This window comes from Pseudomonas sp. IT-P100 (assembly GCF_949767185.1).
Lineage (GTDB): Bacteria > Pseudomonadota > Gammaproteobacteria > Pseudomonadales > Pseudomonadaceae > Aquipseudomonas > Aquipseudomonas fluorescens_B.
Window position 1 is genome coordinate 46591 of sequence record NZ_CATKQK010000007.1, and the last position, 15190, is coordinate 61780.

The 15190-nt window shown below is 60.8% G+C and carries 11 protein-coding genes; 10 read left to right on the plus strand and 1 reads right to left on the minus strand.

What is annotated here, in order from left to right; genetic code table 11:
* The first annotated feature begins 69 nt into the window (after positions 1–69).
* From ACM6IQ_RS05805 to ACM6IQ_RS05815, 3 genes are all read left to right on the plus strand, one after another.
* A complete protein-coding gene (locus ACM6IQ_RS05805; protein WP_414878247.1) occupies positions 70–363 on the plus strand; it encodes a putative quinol monooxygenase in 294 nt (97 codons plus the stop codon).
* 191 nt (positions 364–554) lie between these two features.
* Positions 555–965, plus strand: coding sequence for a cupin domain-containing protein (locus ACM6IQ_RS05810; RefSeq protein WP_414878248.1), 411 nt, complete (start codon positions 555–557; stop codon positions 963–965).
* Between the two features lie 230 nt (positions 966–1195).
* Positions 1196–1906 (plus strand): ATPase, encoded by a 711-nt coding sequence (locus ACM6IQ_RS05815; protein WP_414878249.1) that lies wholly within the window; start codon positions 1196–1198, stop codon positions 1904–1906.
* Between the two features lie 162 nt (positions 1907–2068).
* On the opposite strand, the gene ACM6IQ_RS05820 is transcribed toward ACM6IQ_RS05815, so the two are convergent.
* A complete protein-coding gene (locus tag ACM6IQ_RS05820; protein ID WP_414878250.1) occupies positions 2069–6970 on the minus strand; it encodes an NAD-glutamate dehydrogenase in 4902 nt (1633 codons plus the stop codon).
* A 503-nt stretch (positions 6971–7473) separates the two neighbouring features.
* Between ACM6IQ_RS05820 and ACM6IQ_RS05825 the strand changes: the two genes are divergently transcribed.
* From ACM6IQ_RS05825 to ACM6IQ_RS05855, 7 genes are all read left to right on the plus strand, one after another.
* Positions 7474–7827, plus strand: coding sequence for a hypothetical protein (locus tag ACM6IQ_RS05825; protein WP_017338463.1), 354 nt, complete (start codon positions 7474–7476; stop codon positions 7825–7827).
* Between the two features lie 285 nt (positions 7828–8112).
* Positions 8113–9072 (plus strand): AAA family ATPase, encoded by a 960-nt coding sequence (locus tag ACM6IQ_RS05830; protein ID WP_008150800.1) that lies wholly within the window; start codon positions 8113–8115, stop codon positions 9070–9072.
* 5 nt (positions 9073–9077) lie between these two features.
* A complete protein-coding gene (locus ACM6IQ_RS05835) occupies positions 9078–10022 on the plus strand; it encodes a DUF58 domain-containing protein (protein WP_017338462.1) in 945 nt (314 codons plus the stop codon).
* On the plus strand, positions 10019–10513 hold the full coding sequence (locus ACM6IQ_RS05840; protein WP_017338461.1) for a DUF4381 domain-containing protein: 495 nt from the start codon (positions 10019–10021) through the stop codon (positions 10511–10513). The genes ACM6IQ_RS05835 and ACM6IQ_RS05840 overlap by 4 nt, the downstream gene beginning before the upstream one ends.
* A complete protein-coding gene (locus ACM6IQ_RS05845; protein ID WP_414878251.1) occupies positions 10506–11585 on the plus strand; it encodes a vWA domain-containing protein in 1080 nt (359 codons plus the stop codon). Before ACM6IQ_RS05840 ends, ACM6IQ_RS05845 begins: the two co-directional genes overlap by 8 nt.
* The gene (locus ACM6IQ_RS05850; RefSeq protein WP_414878252.1) at positions 11582–13318 is read left to right on the plus strand and encodes a tetratricopeptide repeat protein; all 1737 of its coding nucleotides are present in this window, start codon (positions 11582–11584) and stop codon (positions 13316–13318) included. The genes ACM6IQ_RS05845 and ACM6IQ_RS05850 overlap by 4 nt, the downstream gene beginning before the upstream one ends.
* Positions 13315–14955 carry a BatD family protein gene (locus ACM6IQ_RS05855; protein ID WP_017338458.1) on the plus strand — a complete coding sequence of 547 codons (1641 nt, stop codon included), beginning with the start codon at positions 13315–13317 and terminating at the stop codon, positions 14953–14955. Before ACM6IQ_RS05850 ends, ACM6IQ_RS05855 begins: the two co-directional genes overlap by 4 nt.
* Positions 14956–15190: the final 235 nt, after the last annotated feature.

Consider the following 15190-nt stretch of genomic DNA (forward strand, 5'->3'; position numbering starts at 1 on the left):
GGCCTATCCTGCATAAGCGTTATCCCTCAATGAGCAGGATTCGTCCGGCCTGATTCAGGAGTGTGAGCAATGTCCAACGAAGTGATCAATACCGTAAAGGTGCAGGCCGCCGCCGGCCGCTCGGACGAACTGGGCAGGCAACTGCAAAAGATTGTCGAAACCCTGCGTGAACAACCGGGCTGCGAATCCTATATGGTCGACCGCTGCCCCGAAGACAGCAACCGCTGGCACGTCAGCGCCCGCTGGCAATCGGAAGCGGCCATGCAGATGCATTTCAACTGCCCTGAAGTCCAAGGCTTCATCGGTCTGATCGACAGCCGACTGGCCAACGCCGTCGACTTCAACAGCTTTCCTATCGTCTAGAGAGTCAGGTCCCGGCTTACGGTCATTCCTGCAGGGCAATGGGTACCCCTGCAAGAGCAGCCGCAAGCCGGGATCTTCACGTATCAAAGCCCGTAATTGGTCCCCTGTCCTTCTCGCATATTGGCTGTTTGATTGCCGTCACTGCCGGACTAACGTTGTGCCTGACAACTAACCACCGCAGGTGATGAATCATGAGAGTTTTGCGTTTACTTGCTGCCCCGCTCGCCGTCTTCGCCCTGACCGTATCTGCCTCGACATTCGCCCACGACCCCTCGGAAAAAGTCACGATCCTGCAGGACGAAGTCCTCAAGAACGTCCCGGGGAAAAAGGCGTTGATGATCGAAGTCGATTACAAACCCGGCCAATCCTCCATCGCCCACAAACACGAAGGTACCGCCATGGCGTACGTGCTTTCGGGATCGATCGTTTCGCAGGTGAAAGGCGAGCAAGCGAAAACCTTCAAGGCCGGCGAGTATTGGTATGAACCGGCCGGGTCGGAGCATCTGGTCTCGAAAAATGCCAGCGCGACCAAGCCGGCCAAACTCCTGGTATTCATGGTGTTGTCCCCCGACGAGAAAGTGTTGATCCCCTTGGAAAACTGATAGCTGAGCGTACAGCCATAAATAAACAGGCCCGAATCTGACGTTCGGGCCTTTTTATTTCTCTACGCAATTAAACGAAACGATTTAAACCAAATAAAAACTATTGGCCACCTGATAAGTGCGGTTATTGGCTATTTCATTAAGTACCGACAGGTTTAGTCTGAAAACACCGCCGACTCGCTCGGCAACTTACACTTGACGACTCAAGTTGTTTCACTGGAGAAACCCCCATGAAACTTGCACTTGTCAGTACCTTGACGATCACCGCTGTTTTAACCGGATGTTCAATTCCCACCGCGCCAACCGCCGTTTCTTCACTCGACGGTGTCTTCACCGCCCCCGTCGGCCGTAGCAGCGCCACCCATGTCGCCAGCGGCAGTCATGTATCGCTGGGCATCGTTTACAGCCGCAACACTCAGACCAACCGTGCCTATCTTCAGGACTACCAGGCGAATGCCGGCACCGGTTTCGGCCAGAGTCTGCTGGTGCAACCGATTCATGATGCCTACGTTGCCACCTCCAGGCCCGACATGGCGGTGGATTGGGTCAAGGCATCCTTGCAACGTCAGTTCGGTTCGGTAACCGTGTACCCGGACATGCAAAGCCTCAAGGCCGCAAAACCGGACATGGTGGCGATTGTCGACACCCGCAGCCAATTGATCACCTCGCGCAGTTCCGACGTCGAGGCCGATGTGAGTGCGATTTTTTATGATGCCAGCTTTAATTACATCGGGACTGCGCAAGGCCACGATGCCAAAGCATTGAGCCCGGTGTGGGCGGACTATAAACGCAGCGAAGAGATCGTGGCGGATATTAATGAACAGCAAAATGTGCAAGTTCGGGCATTGCAGAAGTTTGACCAGTCGCTCAGCAATTTATTGACCGGGCCGACAGATAAAGTATCGATGATTGATAATAATTCAAGTCGTAAGTTGTATTAAGGCTAATGGCCCCGTCGCGAGCAGGTTCGCTCCCACAATTTGAATGCATTCCAATGTGGGAGCGAACCTGCTCGCGACGGGGCCTTATCAAACACCACAAAACCCAAAGCAGAAAAAAAGCCCCGCATCTCTCAATGCGGGGCTTTTTCATTCAGCGACTGATCAGGCCGCAGGCTCCAGTTCTGCACTGACAGTGGCAGTAACAGGCACTACCGCCTGCCCGCTCAACGCCAGATCCAGCAGTTCACGGTTGGCCACCGCGTACATGGCGTAATCAGTGCCGCTCGCGGCACGGATTTCCACCAGCATGGCGCGCCAGCGATCGATCATGCCGACGTGCTCTTCCATCCACAGCGCCAGGCGTGTTTCCACATCCTGAGAACCGTCGCCCTGTTGCAGGACGGAGATGGTGATCGCACGTTGCTGCCAGTCGACGTCATCGCGGAACGCTTCACGGGCCAGGGCCTGCCAGTTGTTTTCAACCGGCAGAGCGCTGATCTGTTGCAGGTACCAGGTGATGTCCAGCGCACTGCCCACAGCGAAGTAGGCCTTGGCCACGTCCGCAGGGTTTTGGCCGGTCACGTCGGAGGCCTCGATGATCGGCAGCAGGGTGTACAGGTGCGAAGTGCCAGCCACCATGCGTGCGAGCAACTCCGGCACGCCGGCTTCGACGTACGCCTCGTAGCGGGCTTGCCAGTTCTCGTGGATCTCGCCGCTCAGCAGTTCGTCGAGCTTGAGACCCAACTCTTTCAGATGCGGACCGAAATGCGCGACGTCACGGGCAGCGTTCTGCTCGTTGCGACGGGCACGCAGGAACCAGCGCGTAGCGCGACGGCCCAGGCGCATCAGTTCGTCCATCAGCTCCAGTTGAACGTCAGCGGAAACCTGGTAGTCCAGGGCTTCGATCTGACGGAACCAGTGCGGGAGATGGAAAATGTCACGCACGATCACGTAGGCACCGGCCACGTTCGCCGGGCTCATGCCGGTCGACTCTTTGAGTCGTTGAACGAAGGTGATGCCCATGTGGTTGACCAGATCGTTGGCGATCTGGGTGCTGACGATCTCACGCTTCAGACGGTGACGGCGCATGGCTTCGGAGAACTTGCTCACCAGGCTCGGTGGGAAAGCGGTTTCCATGTCGCGCGTCAGGTAGTCGTCGTCCGGCACACGGGAGTCCAACAACTGCGCCTTGAGGTCGATCTTGCTGTAGGAGATCAGCACCGACAGCTCGGCACGGGTCAGGCCATGGCCTTCCGCAAGACGCTCGTTGATCGCTTCTTCCGACGGCAGGAACTCGATGGCGCGATCCAGCTTGCCGCGGCCTTCCAGATCGTTCATCAGACGCTTGTATTCGGCAATCCGTACGAACGCACGGCGTGCCGCCAGGGACAGGGCCTGAGTCTGCTTGTAGTTGTTGCCCAGCACCAGGTTGCCGACTTCGTCGGTCATGCTCGCCAGCAACTGGTTACGTTGCTTGTCGGTCATGTCACCGGCCTGAACCACTTCGTTCAGCAGGATCTTGATGTTCACTTCGTGGTCGGAGCAGTCCACGCCACCGGCGTTGTCGATGAAGTCGGTGTTGGAACCGCCGCCATTGAGGCCGAATTCGACACGACCCAGCTGGGTCATGCCGAGGTTGCCGCCCTCGCCCACGACTTTGCAGCGCAGCTCGTTACCGTTCACGCGCAGCGCATCGTTGGCCTTGTCGCCGACATCGGCGTGGCTTTCGGTGCTGGCTTTGACGTAGGTGCCGATACCGCCGTTCCACAACAGGTCTACCGGCGCCTTGAGCAAGGCGTTCAGCAGTTCGGTCGGAGTCAGCTTGTCCGCTTGAATGTCGAAGCGCTCTTTCATCTGCGGGGAAATCGCGATGCTTTTCGCGCTACGGGAGAAGATCCCGCCGCCTTCGGACATGATGCTGGTGTCGTAATCCGACCATGCCGAACGCGGCAGATCGAACAGACGCTGACGCTCGGCGAAGCTGTTCGCAGGCTCAGGGTTCGGGTCGATGAAGATGTGCAGGTGATTGAACGCAGCGACCAGTTGCAGCTTGTCGGACATCAGCAAGCCGTTACCGAACACGTCACCGGCCATGTCGCCGACGCCCACTACGGTGATGCTGTCTTCCTGGACATTGATGCCGCGTTCGCGGAAGTGACGTTGTACGCCCACCCATGCGCCCTTGGCGGTGATGCCCATTTTCTTGTGGTCGTAACCGGCAGAACCGCCGGACGCGAACGCGTCACCCAGCCAGAAGCCGTAGTCGATGGCGATGCCGTTGGCGATGTCGGAGAAGGTTGCAGTGCCCTTGTCCGCAGCGACCACCAGGTACGGGTCATCGTCGTCATGACGCACGACGTTGGCCGGCGGAACCAGCGCGCCGTCCTTCAGGTTGTCGGTGATGTCCAACAGGCCCGAAATGAAGATGCGGTAGCAGGCGATGCCCTCGGCCGCGATCTCGTCACGGCTGCCGCCCAGCGGCAGGCGACGCGGCAGGAAGCCGCCCTTCGCGCCCACTGGCACGATGACCGAGTTCTTCACTTGCTGGGCTTTTACCAGGCCCAGGACTTCGGTACGGAAGTCTTCTTCACGGTCGGACCAGCGCAGGCCACCGCGAGCGACGTTGCCGAAGCGCAGGTGCACGCCTTCGACGCGCGGCGAGTAAACGAAGATTTCGAACTTCGGAACCGGCTTCGGCAGTTCTGGAATCTGGTGCGGGTTGAACTTGAAGCTGAAGTAGGACTTGTTGTGCCCGTTTGCATCGGTCTGGTAGAAGTTGGTCCGCAGGGTCGCCTTGATCAGGTCCAGGTAGCGACGCAGGATACGGTCTTCGTTCAACACCTGGACGTCGTCCAGCGCGCTCAGGATCGCGTGTTCCAGGCGTTGCTGCTTGTCTTCCAGATCATCGCTGGTGAGCTTGCGCGCCAGGTAAAAACGGGTCTTGAACAACCGGGTCAGTTCGCGAGCGATGTCGGTGTGGTTGTTCAGGGTACTGGCGATGTAACCCAGGTCGAAGCCCAGACGAATCTGCTTCATGTAGCGGGCGTAGGCACGCAGCAGCGCCACATCACGCCATGGCAGGCCGGCGGTCAGCACCAGACGGTTGAACGCATCGTTCTCGGCATCGCCGCGCACGATGTGGACGAAAGCGTCCTGCAGGGTGTCGTTGAGTTGCTGGATGTCCAGTTCCAGGCCTTCGGCGGCGGTGAACGCGAAGTCGTGAATCCAGAACTCGCGGCCATTGGTGTGACGCAGGCGATACGGGAACTCACCCAGCACGCGCAGGCCGAGGTTTTCCAGGATCGGCAGCACGTCGGACAGTGCCAGCGGGGTATCGGCGTGGTACAGCTTGCAATGCAGCTCGCGCTGGCCGGATACCTGGCCCAGTGGCTGATAGAAGCTCATCACCAACGGGTTTTTTTCGCTCAGGCTCAGCAGGTGCTGCATGTCGACCACGGCCGAATGCGCAGCGAAACGCTCGCGGTAACCGGCCGGGAAGCCTTTCGGGAAATCCGCCAGCACGTTGGTACCGTGTGCTTCGCCGAAGCTTTCCACGACCAGGCTGGCGTAGTCGTCCTGCCAGCTGCGGCAGGCTTGTACCACTTCTTTTTCCAGCAGGACCGGGTCGATGTCCAGACGGTTTTTCGGATCGACGCGCAGAATCAGTTGCACGCGGGCCAGCACGGACTCGGAGAAGAATGTCCAGAACTCACAGTCCGAGGCTTTCAGGCGATCCATCAGCACTTGCTGGATCTTCTGGCGCACTTCGGTGGAGTAGATGTCACGCGGCACGTAGGCCAGGCAGTAGCAGAAACGACCGTACGGGTCTTTGCGCAGGAACACGCGGATCTTGTTCCGTTCCTGGATCTGCACGATCGACATCACAGTGCTGAACAGCTCGTCGACCGGGGTCTGGAACAGGTCATCACGGGGCAGCACTTCAACCACCTGCGCCAGTTCCTTGCCCAGGTGAGCCTTGGCCTGGAAGCCGGAGCGGCGTTCGATCTCTTCGACCTTGCGACGGATGTACGGGATGACCCGCACGCTCTCGCCATACACCGACGAGGTGTACAGGCCCATGAAACGGCATTCCTTGATGACCTTGCCGTCGGCGTCGATCTCGCGGATCGATACGTAATCCGGGTAAGCCGGACGGTGCACGCGGCTTGGGTGTGCAGCCTTGGCGAACGACAGCAGGGTCGGTTCGCGCAGGTAGTTCACGGCGTAGTCTTCGATGCGCAGGTCATCGTAGGTCAGGCCGGTGCGCAGCAGTTTGGTCAGGCCGAGGAAGGAATCCTGGTCGTAAACGATGTGGCCGCCGTCGGCTTCATCACGCACCACGAATTCTTCATAGCCCAGGAACGTGAAGTGGTTGCCCACCAGCCATTCCAGGAAGCTTTTGATTTCGGCTTTTTCTTCAGCGTCGACAGCGAACTGGCTGTTGTCCAGGCCGGTCAGGATTTCCTGGACCTTGGCTTTCATCGGCTCGAAATCGGCGACCGCGACGCGGACTTCACCGAGAACCTGCTCCAGCTCTTTGCTCAGGACGTTCAGTTCGGCCGTGTTCGCGCAACGGTCGATTTCCAGGTACATCAGGGATTCTTGCAGGATCCCTTCGCCCTGGGTGCCTTTCGGCAGGATTTCCAGCAATTCTCCCTTGCTGTCGCGACGCACGCTCAGCACTGTGGTTTGCAAGGTATGAATGCTGTAGCCGCGACGGTTCAGCTCGGTACGCACCGAGTCCACCAGGAATGGCAGGTCGTGGTGCAGCACTTCGACCGCGGTATGGGTCGACTGCCAGCCGTGGCGTTCGTAATCAGGGTTGTAGACGCGAACCTGTGGTTGCGCGTGATCGAAGCGCTCAAGCAGGCGCCACGCAGAAAGGGTACAGCCAGCGAGGTCGGACAGCCGACGCTGGGTCAACTCGTCCAGGGAAATGATGCCGAAGAATTGTTCAGCGAACAGCGCCACTTGTGGCAGTGCCTGTTCACTGATGTGCTGCGCCAGTGCCGCTTGCAGTTGGTGCTGGAAGTCGGCTTTGCTGGCTGCGGTGAAGAACGCCATCTGTGGTACTCCGCTTGGGCTTGTTATTGATGGAAGCGTCGCGTGCAAAACCCCTTTCGGGGCGATCCGTCACCCTGTTCCTGATTCTCGGGCAGAGGAAACAGGGTGACAGGTGGGTGAAGCTGGACGAGACACTCAGGTCACATTCACCTTCCATGAATGGGCATCTGCAAAAACGACTGGCGAACCTCTAGCGCAATGTCTTTACAGGTGCTCATCCGTTGCGCAGCTTAACGAGTGCGGCAAGGCCCGTGCTTGCAGCGCTGCGACATATTCGGTCATCGGCACGCAGCTCAAGGCCTGCGCATCGAACAACACTAGCAGCCGTGTAGGAAATTGGGCGTTTTATGCCCGGATTTGCGGCACATTCGTGCCAGAAATGACCAGCACCGCCCCGAATGTTCACGACACATTCTCTGACACTCGACCGAGCAGAAATTCCCGAGGGCTGGCAGAATTGCCTTTTGTTGTGTTCACAACGCTCGCCGAGCCAGGATTTCCCCATGCAAATGACCACCTCCCTGTTGATCGTCAACCCGTGTGACGAGGAAGAAGACAACATGGCCATGCTCGCCTGCCACAGCGATCAGGGTGAGATGTTCCTGATGAGCCGCTATCCCGACGAGGACGAGCTGGAGATCACCCTTGATGGCGAGCCTTCGACGCTGGACGGCGTGAAAGTGACGCTCAGCCCTACCCGGTTACTGATCGAAATCGCGGCGGCGGATGCGGATGCATTGAATGGCGATGATTCGCTGGAGATCATTCACAGTACCGATGCGAGTGATCTGGCTGAGGTGGAAGAAACGTTGCAGAACATTCTCAAAGGTACTGGCACCTATATCAGCCAGCTCTGAATTTCAGTAACTGTACCGGCCTCGTCGCGAGCAGCCTCGCGTCCACAATCGATCGCGGTTTTTCCGACAGAACCCGGTCACTGTGGCAGCGAGCCCGCTCGCGACGAGGCCCGAATCAACGCCACCACTCCCCGACCCGCACAAATTTCCAACACTTTCACCCATCTATTCCCGCACTTTGCACAAAATGCCGTTAGTCGCCGCCCCCCGCGATGGATTAAAGTAACGCCCCCAGCCCTGGCGTTATTCGAACGTCTTCGGTCACCTTTCCAGGAACAGTCATCGATGGAACATCGTGAAGCGCTGCTCGCGCTGCGAACCTTTCTTTCAACGCAGATTCTCGGCCAGGAAAAACTCATCGAGCGCTTGCTCATCGCCTTGCTTGCCGACGGCCACATGCTGGTCGAGGGCGCGCCGGGTCTGGCCAAGACCAAAGCGATCAAAGAACTCGCCGAAGGCATCGAAGCCCAGTTCCATCGCATTCAGTTCACTCCCGACCTGTTGCCTGCCGACATCACCGGCACGGAAATCTATCGCCCGGAAACCGGCAGTTTCGTATTCCAGCAAGGCCCGATCTTCCACAACCTGGTGTTGGCGGACGAAATCAACCGGGCCCCGGCCAAGGTTCAGTCGGCGCTGCTCGAGGCCATGGGCGAGCGACAGGTCAGTGTCGGGCGCAGCACCTACGAGCTGTCGCCGCTGTTCCTGGTGATGGCCACGCAAAACCCGATCGAGCAGGAAGGCACCTATCCGCTGCCAGAAGCCCAGCTCGATCGCTTCCTGATGCATGTGAAAATCGGTTTCCCGGACGCGGCGGTCGAACGGCGCATCCTGCAACAAGCCCGTGGCGAAGCCTTGAACGGCGAGACCAAGCCCGAGCGCCGGGTCAGCCAGCAGGCCATTTTCGCCGCACGCAAGGAAATCCTCGGTCTGTACATGGCCGACGCCGTGGAGGAATACCTGGTGCAACTGGTCATGGCCACACGCACCCCGGCCAAGTTCGACCCGGAGATGGCCGAGTGGATCGCCTACGGCGCCAGCCCGCGTGGCTCGATTGCCCTCGACCGTTGTGCCCGGGCCCACGCCTGGCTGGCCGGTCGCGACTTCGTCAGCCCGGAAGACATTCAAGCCGTGCTGTTCGACGTGTTGCGCCACCGCATCATTCTTTCCTTTGAAGCCGAAGCCGCTGGCATCGACCAGGACCGGGTGGTCCAGCGGATTCTCGACGTTGTAGCCGTCGCTTGACCCCGATGAACGCCATCCTGCCGCCCGAGCCGGGCATCCGCGTCAGCCTCGCCGAGCTGATCGAGATGCGCCATCGTGTGCGTGAAGTGCAGTTGTTTTCCACGCCGAGCCAGCGCAGCCCGCTGATCGGCCTGCACCACTCCAAGCTGCGTGGCCGTGGCGTGGACTTCGACCAGGTGCGGGTCTATCAGGCCGGCGACGACGTACGCAGCATCGACTGGCGCGTCACCGCCCGCACACAGGAGCCGCACACCAAGCTGTTCCATGAAGAACGCGAGCGACCGATTTTCATTATGGTCGAGCAAAGCCGACGGCTGTTTTTCGGTTCAGGGCTGATGTTCAAATCGGTGCTCGCCGCCCAGGCCGCGAGCCTGATTGGCTGGGCTGCGCTCGGCCATAACGATCGCGTCGGCGGGCTGGTGTTCGGCGATACCGAACACTACGAAATCAAGCCCCGGCGCAGCAAACAAAGCCTGCTGCAATTTCTCAACCGACTGGTGCGTGTCAATCAGTCGTTGCACACCGAAAGCGAACAGAACCGCGATGCCCTCAACCTGGCCCTGCGTCGTGCCCGGGAGGTGCTGCGCCCCGGCAGCCTGGTAATCGTGATCTGCGACGAGCGCGCGTTGACCGAGGGCTCCGAACAGCAACTAAGCTTGCTGTCCCGCCATTGCGACCTGTTGCTGCTGCCGCTGTCCGATCCACTGGACCACGCCCTGCCCGCTGCCGGCCTTTTGCGGTTTGTCGAACGCGGCGCGCAGCTGGAACTCGACACGCTGAATTTCGACTTGCGCCAGACCTACCGCGCCCAGGCTGAAGCGCGCATCGCCCATTGGGAATTGCTCGCGCAAAAGCTTCGCGTATTGTTGATGCCCCTGAGCACCCAGAGCGAGATGGTCGAACAACTGCGCGAGTACCTGAACCCGCAGAAGCCGGGGAAACATCGATGAGCAGCCTCGATCAACTGCAACCGCTGATTTCCCCTCCTCCACCAGGCTTCTGGCCACCCGCGCCGGGCTGGTGGTTGTTGCTGTTGTTGCTGCCGCTGATCGGTTTCGGCCTGTGGAAGGCGCGGCGCTTCCTGCCCAACAAGCGCCCCATCGTGCGTGCCGAACAACCGCTGGACCCGGTACGCCTCGCCGCACTGGCGGAACTGGCGTTGATGCCCAAACCGTACGACGGCGCACCGGCCGGCGCCTGGCTGCAGCAGCTCAACGGCCTGCTCAAACGCCTGTGCCGCAACCATTACCCCTACAGCCAGAGCCACACCCTCAACGGGCGCAAATGGCTGGCATTCCTCGACAACCGCTGCCCGGCCGCCGGCCTGACGCGCTGGATGGTGTTGGTCGAAGGCGCTTACAAACCCGAATGCAAACTCGACGACAAGGCCATCGCCGGCCTGACGCAAGCCGTCGACACGTGGATTCGCAAACATGTTTGAGTTCGCCTGGCCTTGGATCTTCGCCCTACTGCCGCTGCCCTGGTTAATGCGCATCGTGCTGCCGGTGGCCGACAGCGGCGAACCGGCGCTCAAAGTCAGTTTCCTCAGCGACCTCGAAGGCCTGGCCCGGCGTCGCGCTCGGGCCAATCTGCCGGCCTGGCGCCAGCAAGCGCCGTTCATGCTGCTGTGGCTGTTTTTGCTGATCGCCGCGGCGCGCCCGCAGTGGCTCGGCGAACCGTTACCCATTGCCGCCAGTGGCCGTGACCTGCTGGTGGCGGTGGACGTTTCCGGCTCCATGGACTTCCCCGACATGCAGTGGCGAGACGATGAAGTCAGCCGCCTGACGCTGGTGCAACATTTGCTCGGCGATTTTCTGGAGAGTCGCGAAGGCGACCGTGTCGGCCTGATCCTCTTCGGCAGCCGGGCGTATCTGCAGGCACCCCTGACGTTTGACCGGCGCACTGCGCGGGTCTGGCTCGACGAAGCGCGCATCGGTATCGCCGGCAAGAACACCGCCATCGGCGACGCTATCGGCCTCGCGATCAAACGCCTGCGCATGCGTCCGGCGCAAAGCCGCGTGCTGATTCTGGTGACGGACGGCGCCAATAACGGCGGCGAAATCGACCCGCTGACGGCAGCGCGGCTGGCGGCCAATGAAGGCGTGAAAATCTACCCGATCGGCATCGGCGCCGATCCCGAGGACAGCGGCACCGCAGCATTCCTCGGGATCAACCCGAGCCTGGACCTCGACGAACCTGCGTTGAAGGCCATCGCCGCCGCCACGGGCGGCCAGTATTTCCGCGCTCGCGACGGCAAGGAGTTGCAAGCGATCAAGGAAACTCTCGATCAACTGGAGCCGGTGACTCAACAACCGACCCAGGCCCGTCCGGCGCAGACGTTGTATCACTGGCCGCTGGCGATAGCGCTGCTGTTGAGCATGCTGCTGGTCATCCGCGAACGCTGGCCGGACAACCCGTTGCAGCGTCTGTTTACCAGGGATCTGTTCTTGCAGACACCATTGCCTGACTGGCGCCAACGGCTCAAGCGCCTGCGCCTGCGGAGGCGCCGATGAGCGAACTGTGGCCTTACTGGTTCCGCCCTTGGTGGCTGCTGCTGTTGCCGCTGCTCGGCTGGTTGCTCTGGCAGCTCTGGCATCGGCAGAAGCGCGCCGGTCGCTGGCAGATGATTCTGCCACCCGCCTTTCATTCCGCGCTGCTCAGTGGCGGCAACGGACGCGAGAGCAAACTGCCGTGGGTCGCGCTCGGCGTAGCGTGGCTGTTAACGATACTGGCGCTGCTCGGACCGAGCTGGGAGCGTGTCGAGCAAACCAGTCAGAAACCGGCCGACCCGCTGGTGGTTATTCTGGAGCTGACCCCGGAAATGCTCGCCACCGACGTGACGCCTAACCGGCTGGAACAGGCCCGGCGCAAGCTGTTCGACCTGCTGCAGAATCGCAGCGACGCGCAGACCGCCATTGTTGTCTACGCAGGCAGCGCGCACACGCTGGTGCCGCTGTCGGATGACCTCTCCACCAGTCGTAATCTGCTGGATGCGCTCAAACCGTCGCTGATGCCCCTGGCAGGCCATCGCGCCGACCTTGCGGTGAACAAGGCCCTTGCGCTGTTGACTCAGAGTGCCTTGGGTGACGGCAGGATCCTGCTGGTCGGCTCGTCCTTGACCGACCTGGAACGCGAAGGGATTCAGCAGGCGCTGGACGGCAAGTCGACAGAATTCCTGATGCTCGGCATCGGCACCGCCGAAGGTGCGCCAATCACGCAGGAAGACGGCAGTTTCCTCAAGGACGATCAGGGCGCAATTCTGGTCCCGCACCTGGACGAGCCGAGCCTGAAAGCGTTCGTCAACGGCCTCGACGGGCGTTATCGCCATGGGGGGCTGGACGACGCCGACCTGCGCGCCCTCGGCCTGCTCGACGGTCCACGTCATCTGCGCAACGATGGCCAGACCTTGCGCCTCGATACCTGGGCCGATCAGGGTTACTGGCTGTTGTTGCCGTTGCTGCTGTTGGCAGCCTGCGCCGGTCGTCGCGGCTGGTTGTTCTGCCTGCCGTTGCTGTTCCTGTTTCCGCAACCGAGCTACGCCTTCGACTTTGAGGACTTGTGGCTGCGCCCGGATCAACAGGGGCTGCACCTGCTCAAGAAGAAGCGCCCCGCCGAAGCCGCGCAACACTTCGAAGATCGACAATGGCAAGGCGTCGCGCTCTATGAGTCCGGCGACTACAGCGGCGCCGCCCAGCGGTTCGCCGAAGGCAATGACGCCCACGCCCACTACAATCGTGGCAACGCGCTGGCAAAGAGCGGAGAGCTGGAAGCCGCGCTGGATGCTTACGAACAGGCGCTGGAACGTCAACCAGACCTGCGCCCGGCGCAGACCAACAAGGCCTTGGTGGAAAATCTGCTCAAACAGAAAAACACACCGGCCCCCGTCGAGCCGGACAAAACCGAAGGCGACGAGACCGGAACCCCGCAGGAACCGCCGCCCGGCGCCGCCACCCAACCGTCGAACAGTGGCGAACCGAAGTCCGACGCCCAGACGGCTACACCCGATGCGGAACAGTCGGATACGACAGCCCCGCGCCCCGGCACCAATGAAGTGCCCGGCAGTGAGTTGGGCGACGAACAAAGCACCACCCCGCCATTGCGCCCGGCCGGCGATGCCATCGATGGCGAACAGCGTCAGGCGCTGGAGCAATGGCTGCGCAAGATTCCGGATGATCCGGGTGAATTGCTCAGACGCAAATTCTGGTACGAACAGCAACAACATCAGGATCAGGAAAAAACTCGATGACCCGCTTCACCGCTTTCTTGCTTGCCATGTTTCTCTGGACAGTTCAGGCCCAGGCTGCGGGGCTGGTCGCCAGTGTCGATCGCAGTCGCCTGAACTCCGGCGAGACGGTCGAGCTGACCCTGGAATCCAACGACGTGACGCAGTTCGGCAAGCCCGACCTGACGGCGCTGGAGCCGCTGTTCGACGTTCGCGGCACCCGCCAGGTCAACCAGTTGACCACCATTAACGGCGACAACCGCGCCACCACCCGCTGGATCATCACCCTGCTGCCGCGCCAGAACGGCAGCGTGGTGATTCCCACGTTGCAACTGGGCGACGCGCAAAGCCAGCCGATTACCCTGCAAGTGGTAGAAAGCGAAACCCAGGACAGCAAGAACAAGCTGGCGCCGGTGTTCATCGACGCCAGCCTCGATCAGAGCAGCGTGTACGTGCAGGCCCAGGCGATCCTGACCTTGCGCATCTACCATTCCGTTTCGCTGTACGACGACAGCAGCCTGACCCCGTTGCAGATTCCCGATGCGCGCATCGAGCAACTGGGTGAGTCGCGGACATACGAAAAAGACATCAACGGCCTGCGCCATGGCGTGATTGAACTGCGCTACGCGATCTACCCGCAACACAGCGGCCAGTTGATCATTCCGGCGCAGATTTTCAGCGCCACGCTGGTCGACGCCCAGCCGGCCCAGGACGCCGAATCCCAGGTGCCGAAGTCTGGCAAACTAATGCGCGTCAGCTCGGCCCAACTGCCGCTGACCGTCAAGGCAAAACCAGCCACCTATCCGGCTGACGTGCCTTGGTTACCGGCCCGCAGCCTGAGCTTGAGCGAGAGCTGGAACCCTGAGCCGGATCACGCGCAGGTGGGCGATTCGCTGACTCGCAGCCTGACCTTGAGGGCTGAAGGCCTGGCCAGTTCTCAACTGCCACCGTTGCCGGTGACCGATGTCAATGGCTTGCGCCGTTATCCGGATCAGCCGGTGCTGGTCAACCAGAACAGCGAGCGCGGCCTGATCGGCAGCCGTGAGGACCGTGAGGCGCTGGTGCCTGTTCGCGACGGTGACGTCGAGTTGCCGGCGGTGGAGGTCGTCTGGTGGAACACGTTCGAGGATCACCTGGAGCACACCAGCCTGCCGGCCCGGACCCTGCAAGTAGCGAACAATCCGGGATTGATGGTCGATAGCCCGGCGGGCATGCCGACGGTCATTTCCGCTGCCGACAACGAAGCACTCTGGTGGTGGAAACTCAGCACCGTGATGCTGGCCTGCACCACTCTGCTGGGTTTTGGCCTCTGGTGGCGCGCCCGCTGGCAACCGGCGATCCTGCGCGCGGCCCAGGCCGGCCCGAGCCCGCGCACCGTGCTCGACGACCTCAAGCGCGCCTGCCAGGCCAACGACCCCCACGCCACCCGTCAGGCCCTCGACGCCTGGGCCCGGCAACAACCGGAAACCCTGGCCGACATGGCGGCGCGATTTGTGCCGTTATCGGACGCGCTGGATGGTTTGAACGGGGCGCTGTACAGCGAAACTGGCCAGCATTGGCAGGGAGAAGAGTTGTGGCGCGCGATCAAGGCGATCCCGATTGCCGAGCGGGTTCATGATCCGGTCGGCGACAGTGGGTTGCCGCCGCTTTATCCGAAATAAACACTGCCCTGAGATGAAGAGAGCTTTTGTGGCGAGGGAGCTTGCTCCCGCTCGACTGCGCAGCAGTCGTAAATCAAGGCGACTCGGTGTATCAGAAAGATTGAAGGGGTCTGCTTCGCAGCCCAGCGGGAGCAAGCTCCCTCGCCACAGGTTTCGGCTTGATCAGATCCATCGAGCGATCAAATGTGTTTACCCGTAAACTCTCCCCCTTTTCGCCGCTGTCATTTTCCTCGCG

Excerpts from the sequence above, each read along its gene's own strand:
- ACM6IQ_RS05840 (WP_017338461.1), top strand. The coding sequence starts at position 10,019 with ATGAGCAGCCTCGATCAACTGCAACCGCTGATTTCCCCTCCTCCACCA.
- ACM6IQ_RS05815 (WP_414878249.1), top strand. The coding sequence starts at position 1,196 with ATGAAACTTGCACTTGTCAGTACCTTGACGATCACCGCTGTTTTAACC.
- ACM6IQ_RS05850 (WP_414878252.1), top strand. The coding sequence starts at position 11,582 with ATGAGCGAACTGTGGCCTTACTGGTTCCGCCCTTGGTGGCTGCTGCTG.
- ACM6IQ_RS05845 (WP_414878251.1), top strand. The coding sequence starts at position 10,506 with ATGTTTGAGTTCGCCTGGCCTTGGATCTTCGCCCTACTGCCGCTGCCC.
- ACM6IQ_RS05810 (WP_414878248.1), top strand. The coding sequence starts at position 555 with ATGAGAGTTTTGCGTTTACTTGCTGCCCCGCTCGCCGTCTTCGCCCTG.
- ACM6IQ_RS05805 (WP_414878247.1), top strand. The coding sequence starts at position 70 with ATGTCCAACGAAGTGATCAATACCGTAAAGGTGCAGGCCGCCGCCGGC.
- ACM6IQ_RS05830 (WP_008150800.1), top strand. The coding sequence starts at position 8,113 with ATGGAACATCGTGAAGCGCTGCTCGCGCTGCGAACCTTTCTTTCAACG.
- ACM6IQ_RS05835 (WP_017338462.1), top strand. The coding sequence starts at position 9,078 with ATGAACGCCATCCTGCCGCCCGAGCCGGGCATCCGCGTCAGCCTCGCC.
- ACM6IQ_RS05820 (WP_414878250.1), bottom strand. The coding sequence starts at position 6,970 with ATGGCGTTCTTCACCGCAGCCAGCAAAGCCGACTTCCAGCACCAACTG.
- ACM6IQ_RS05855 (WP_017338458.1), top strand. The coding sequence starts at position 13,315 with ATGACCCGCTTCACCGCTTTCTTGCTTGCCATGTTTCTCTGGACAGTT.
- ACM6IQ_RS05825 (WP_017338463.1), top strand. The coding sequence starts at position 7,474 with ATGCAAATGACCACCTCCCTGTTGATCGTCAACCCGTGTGACGAGGAA.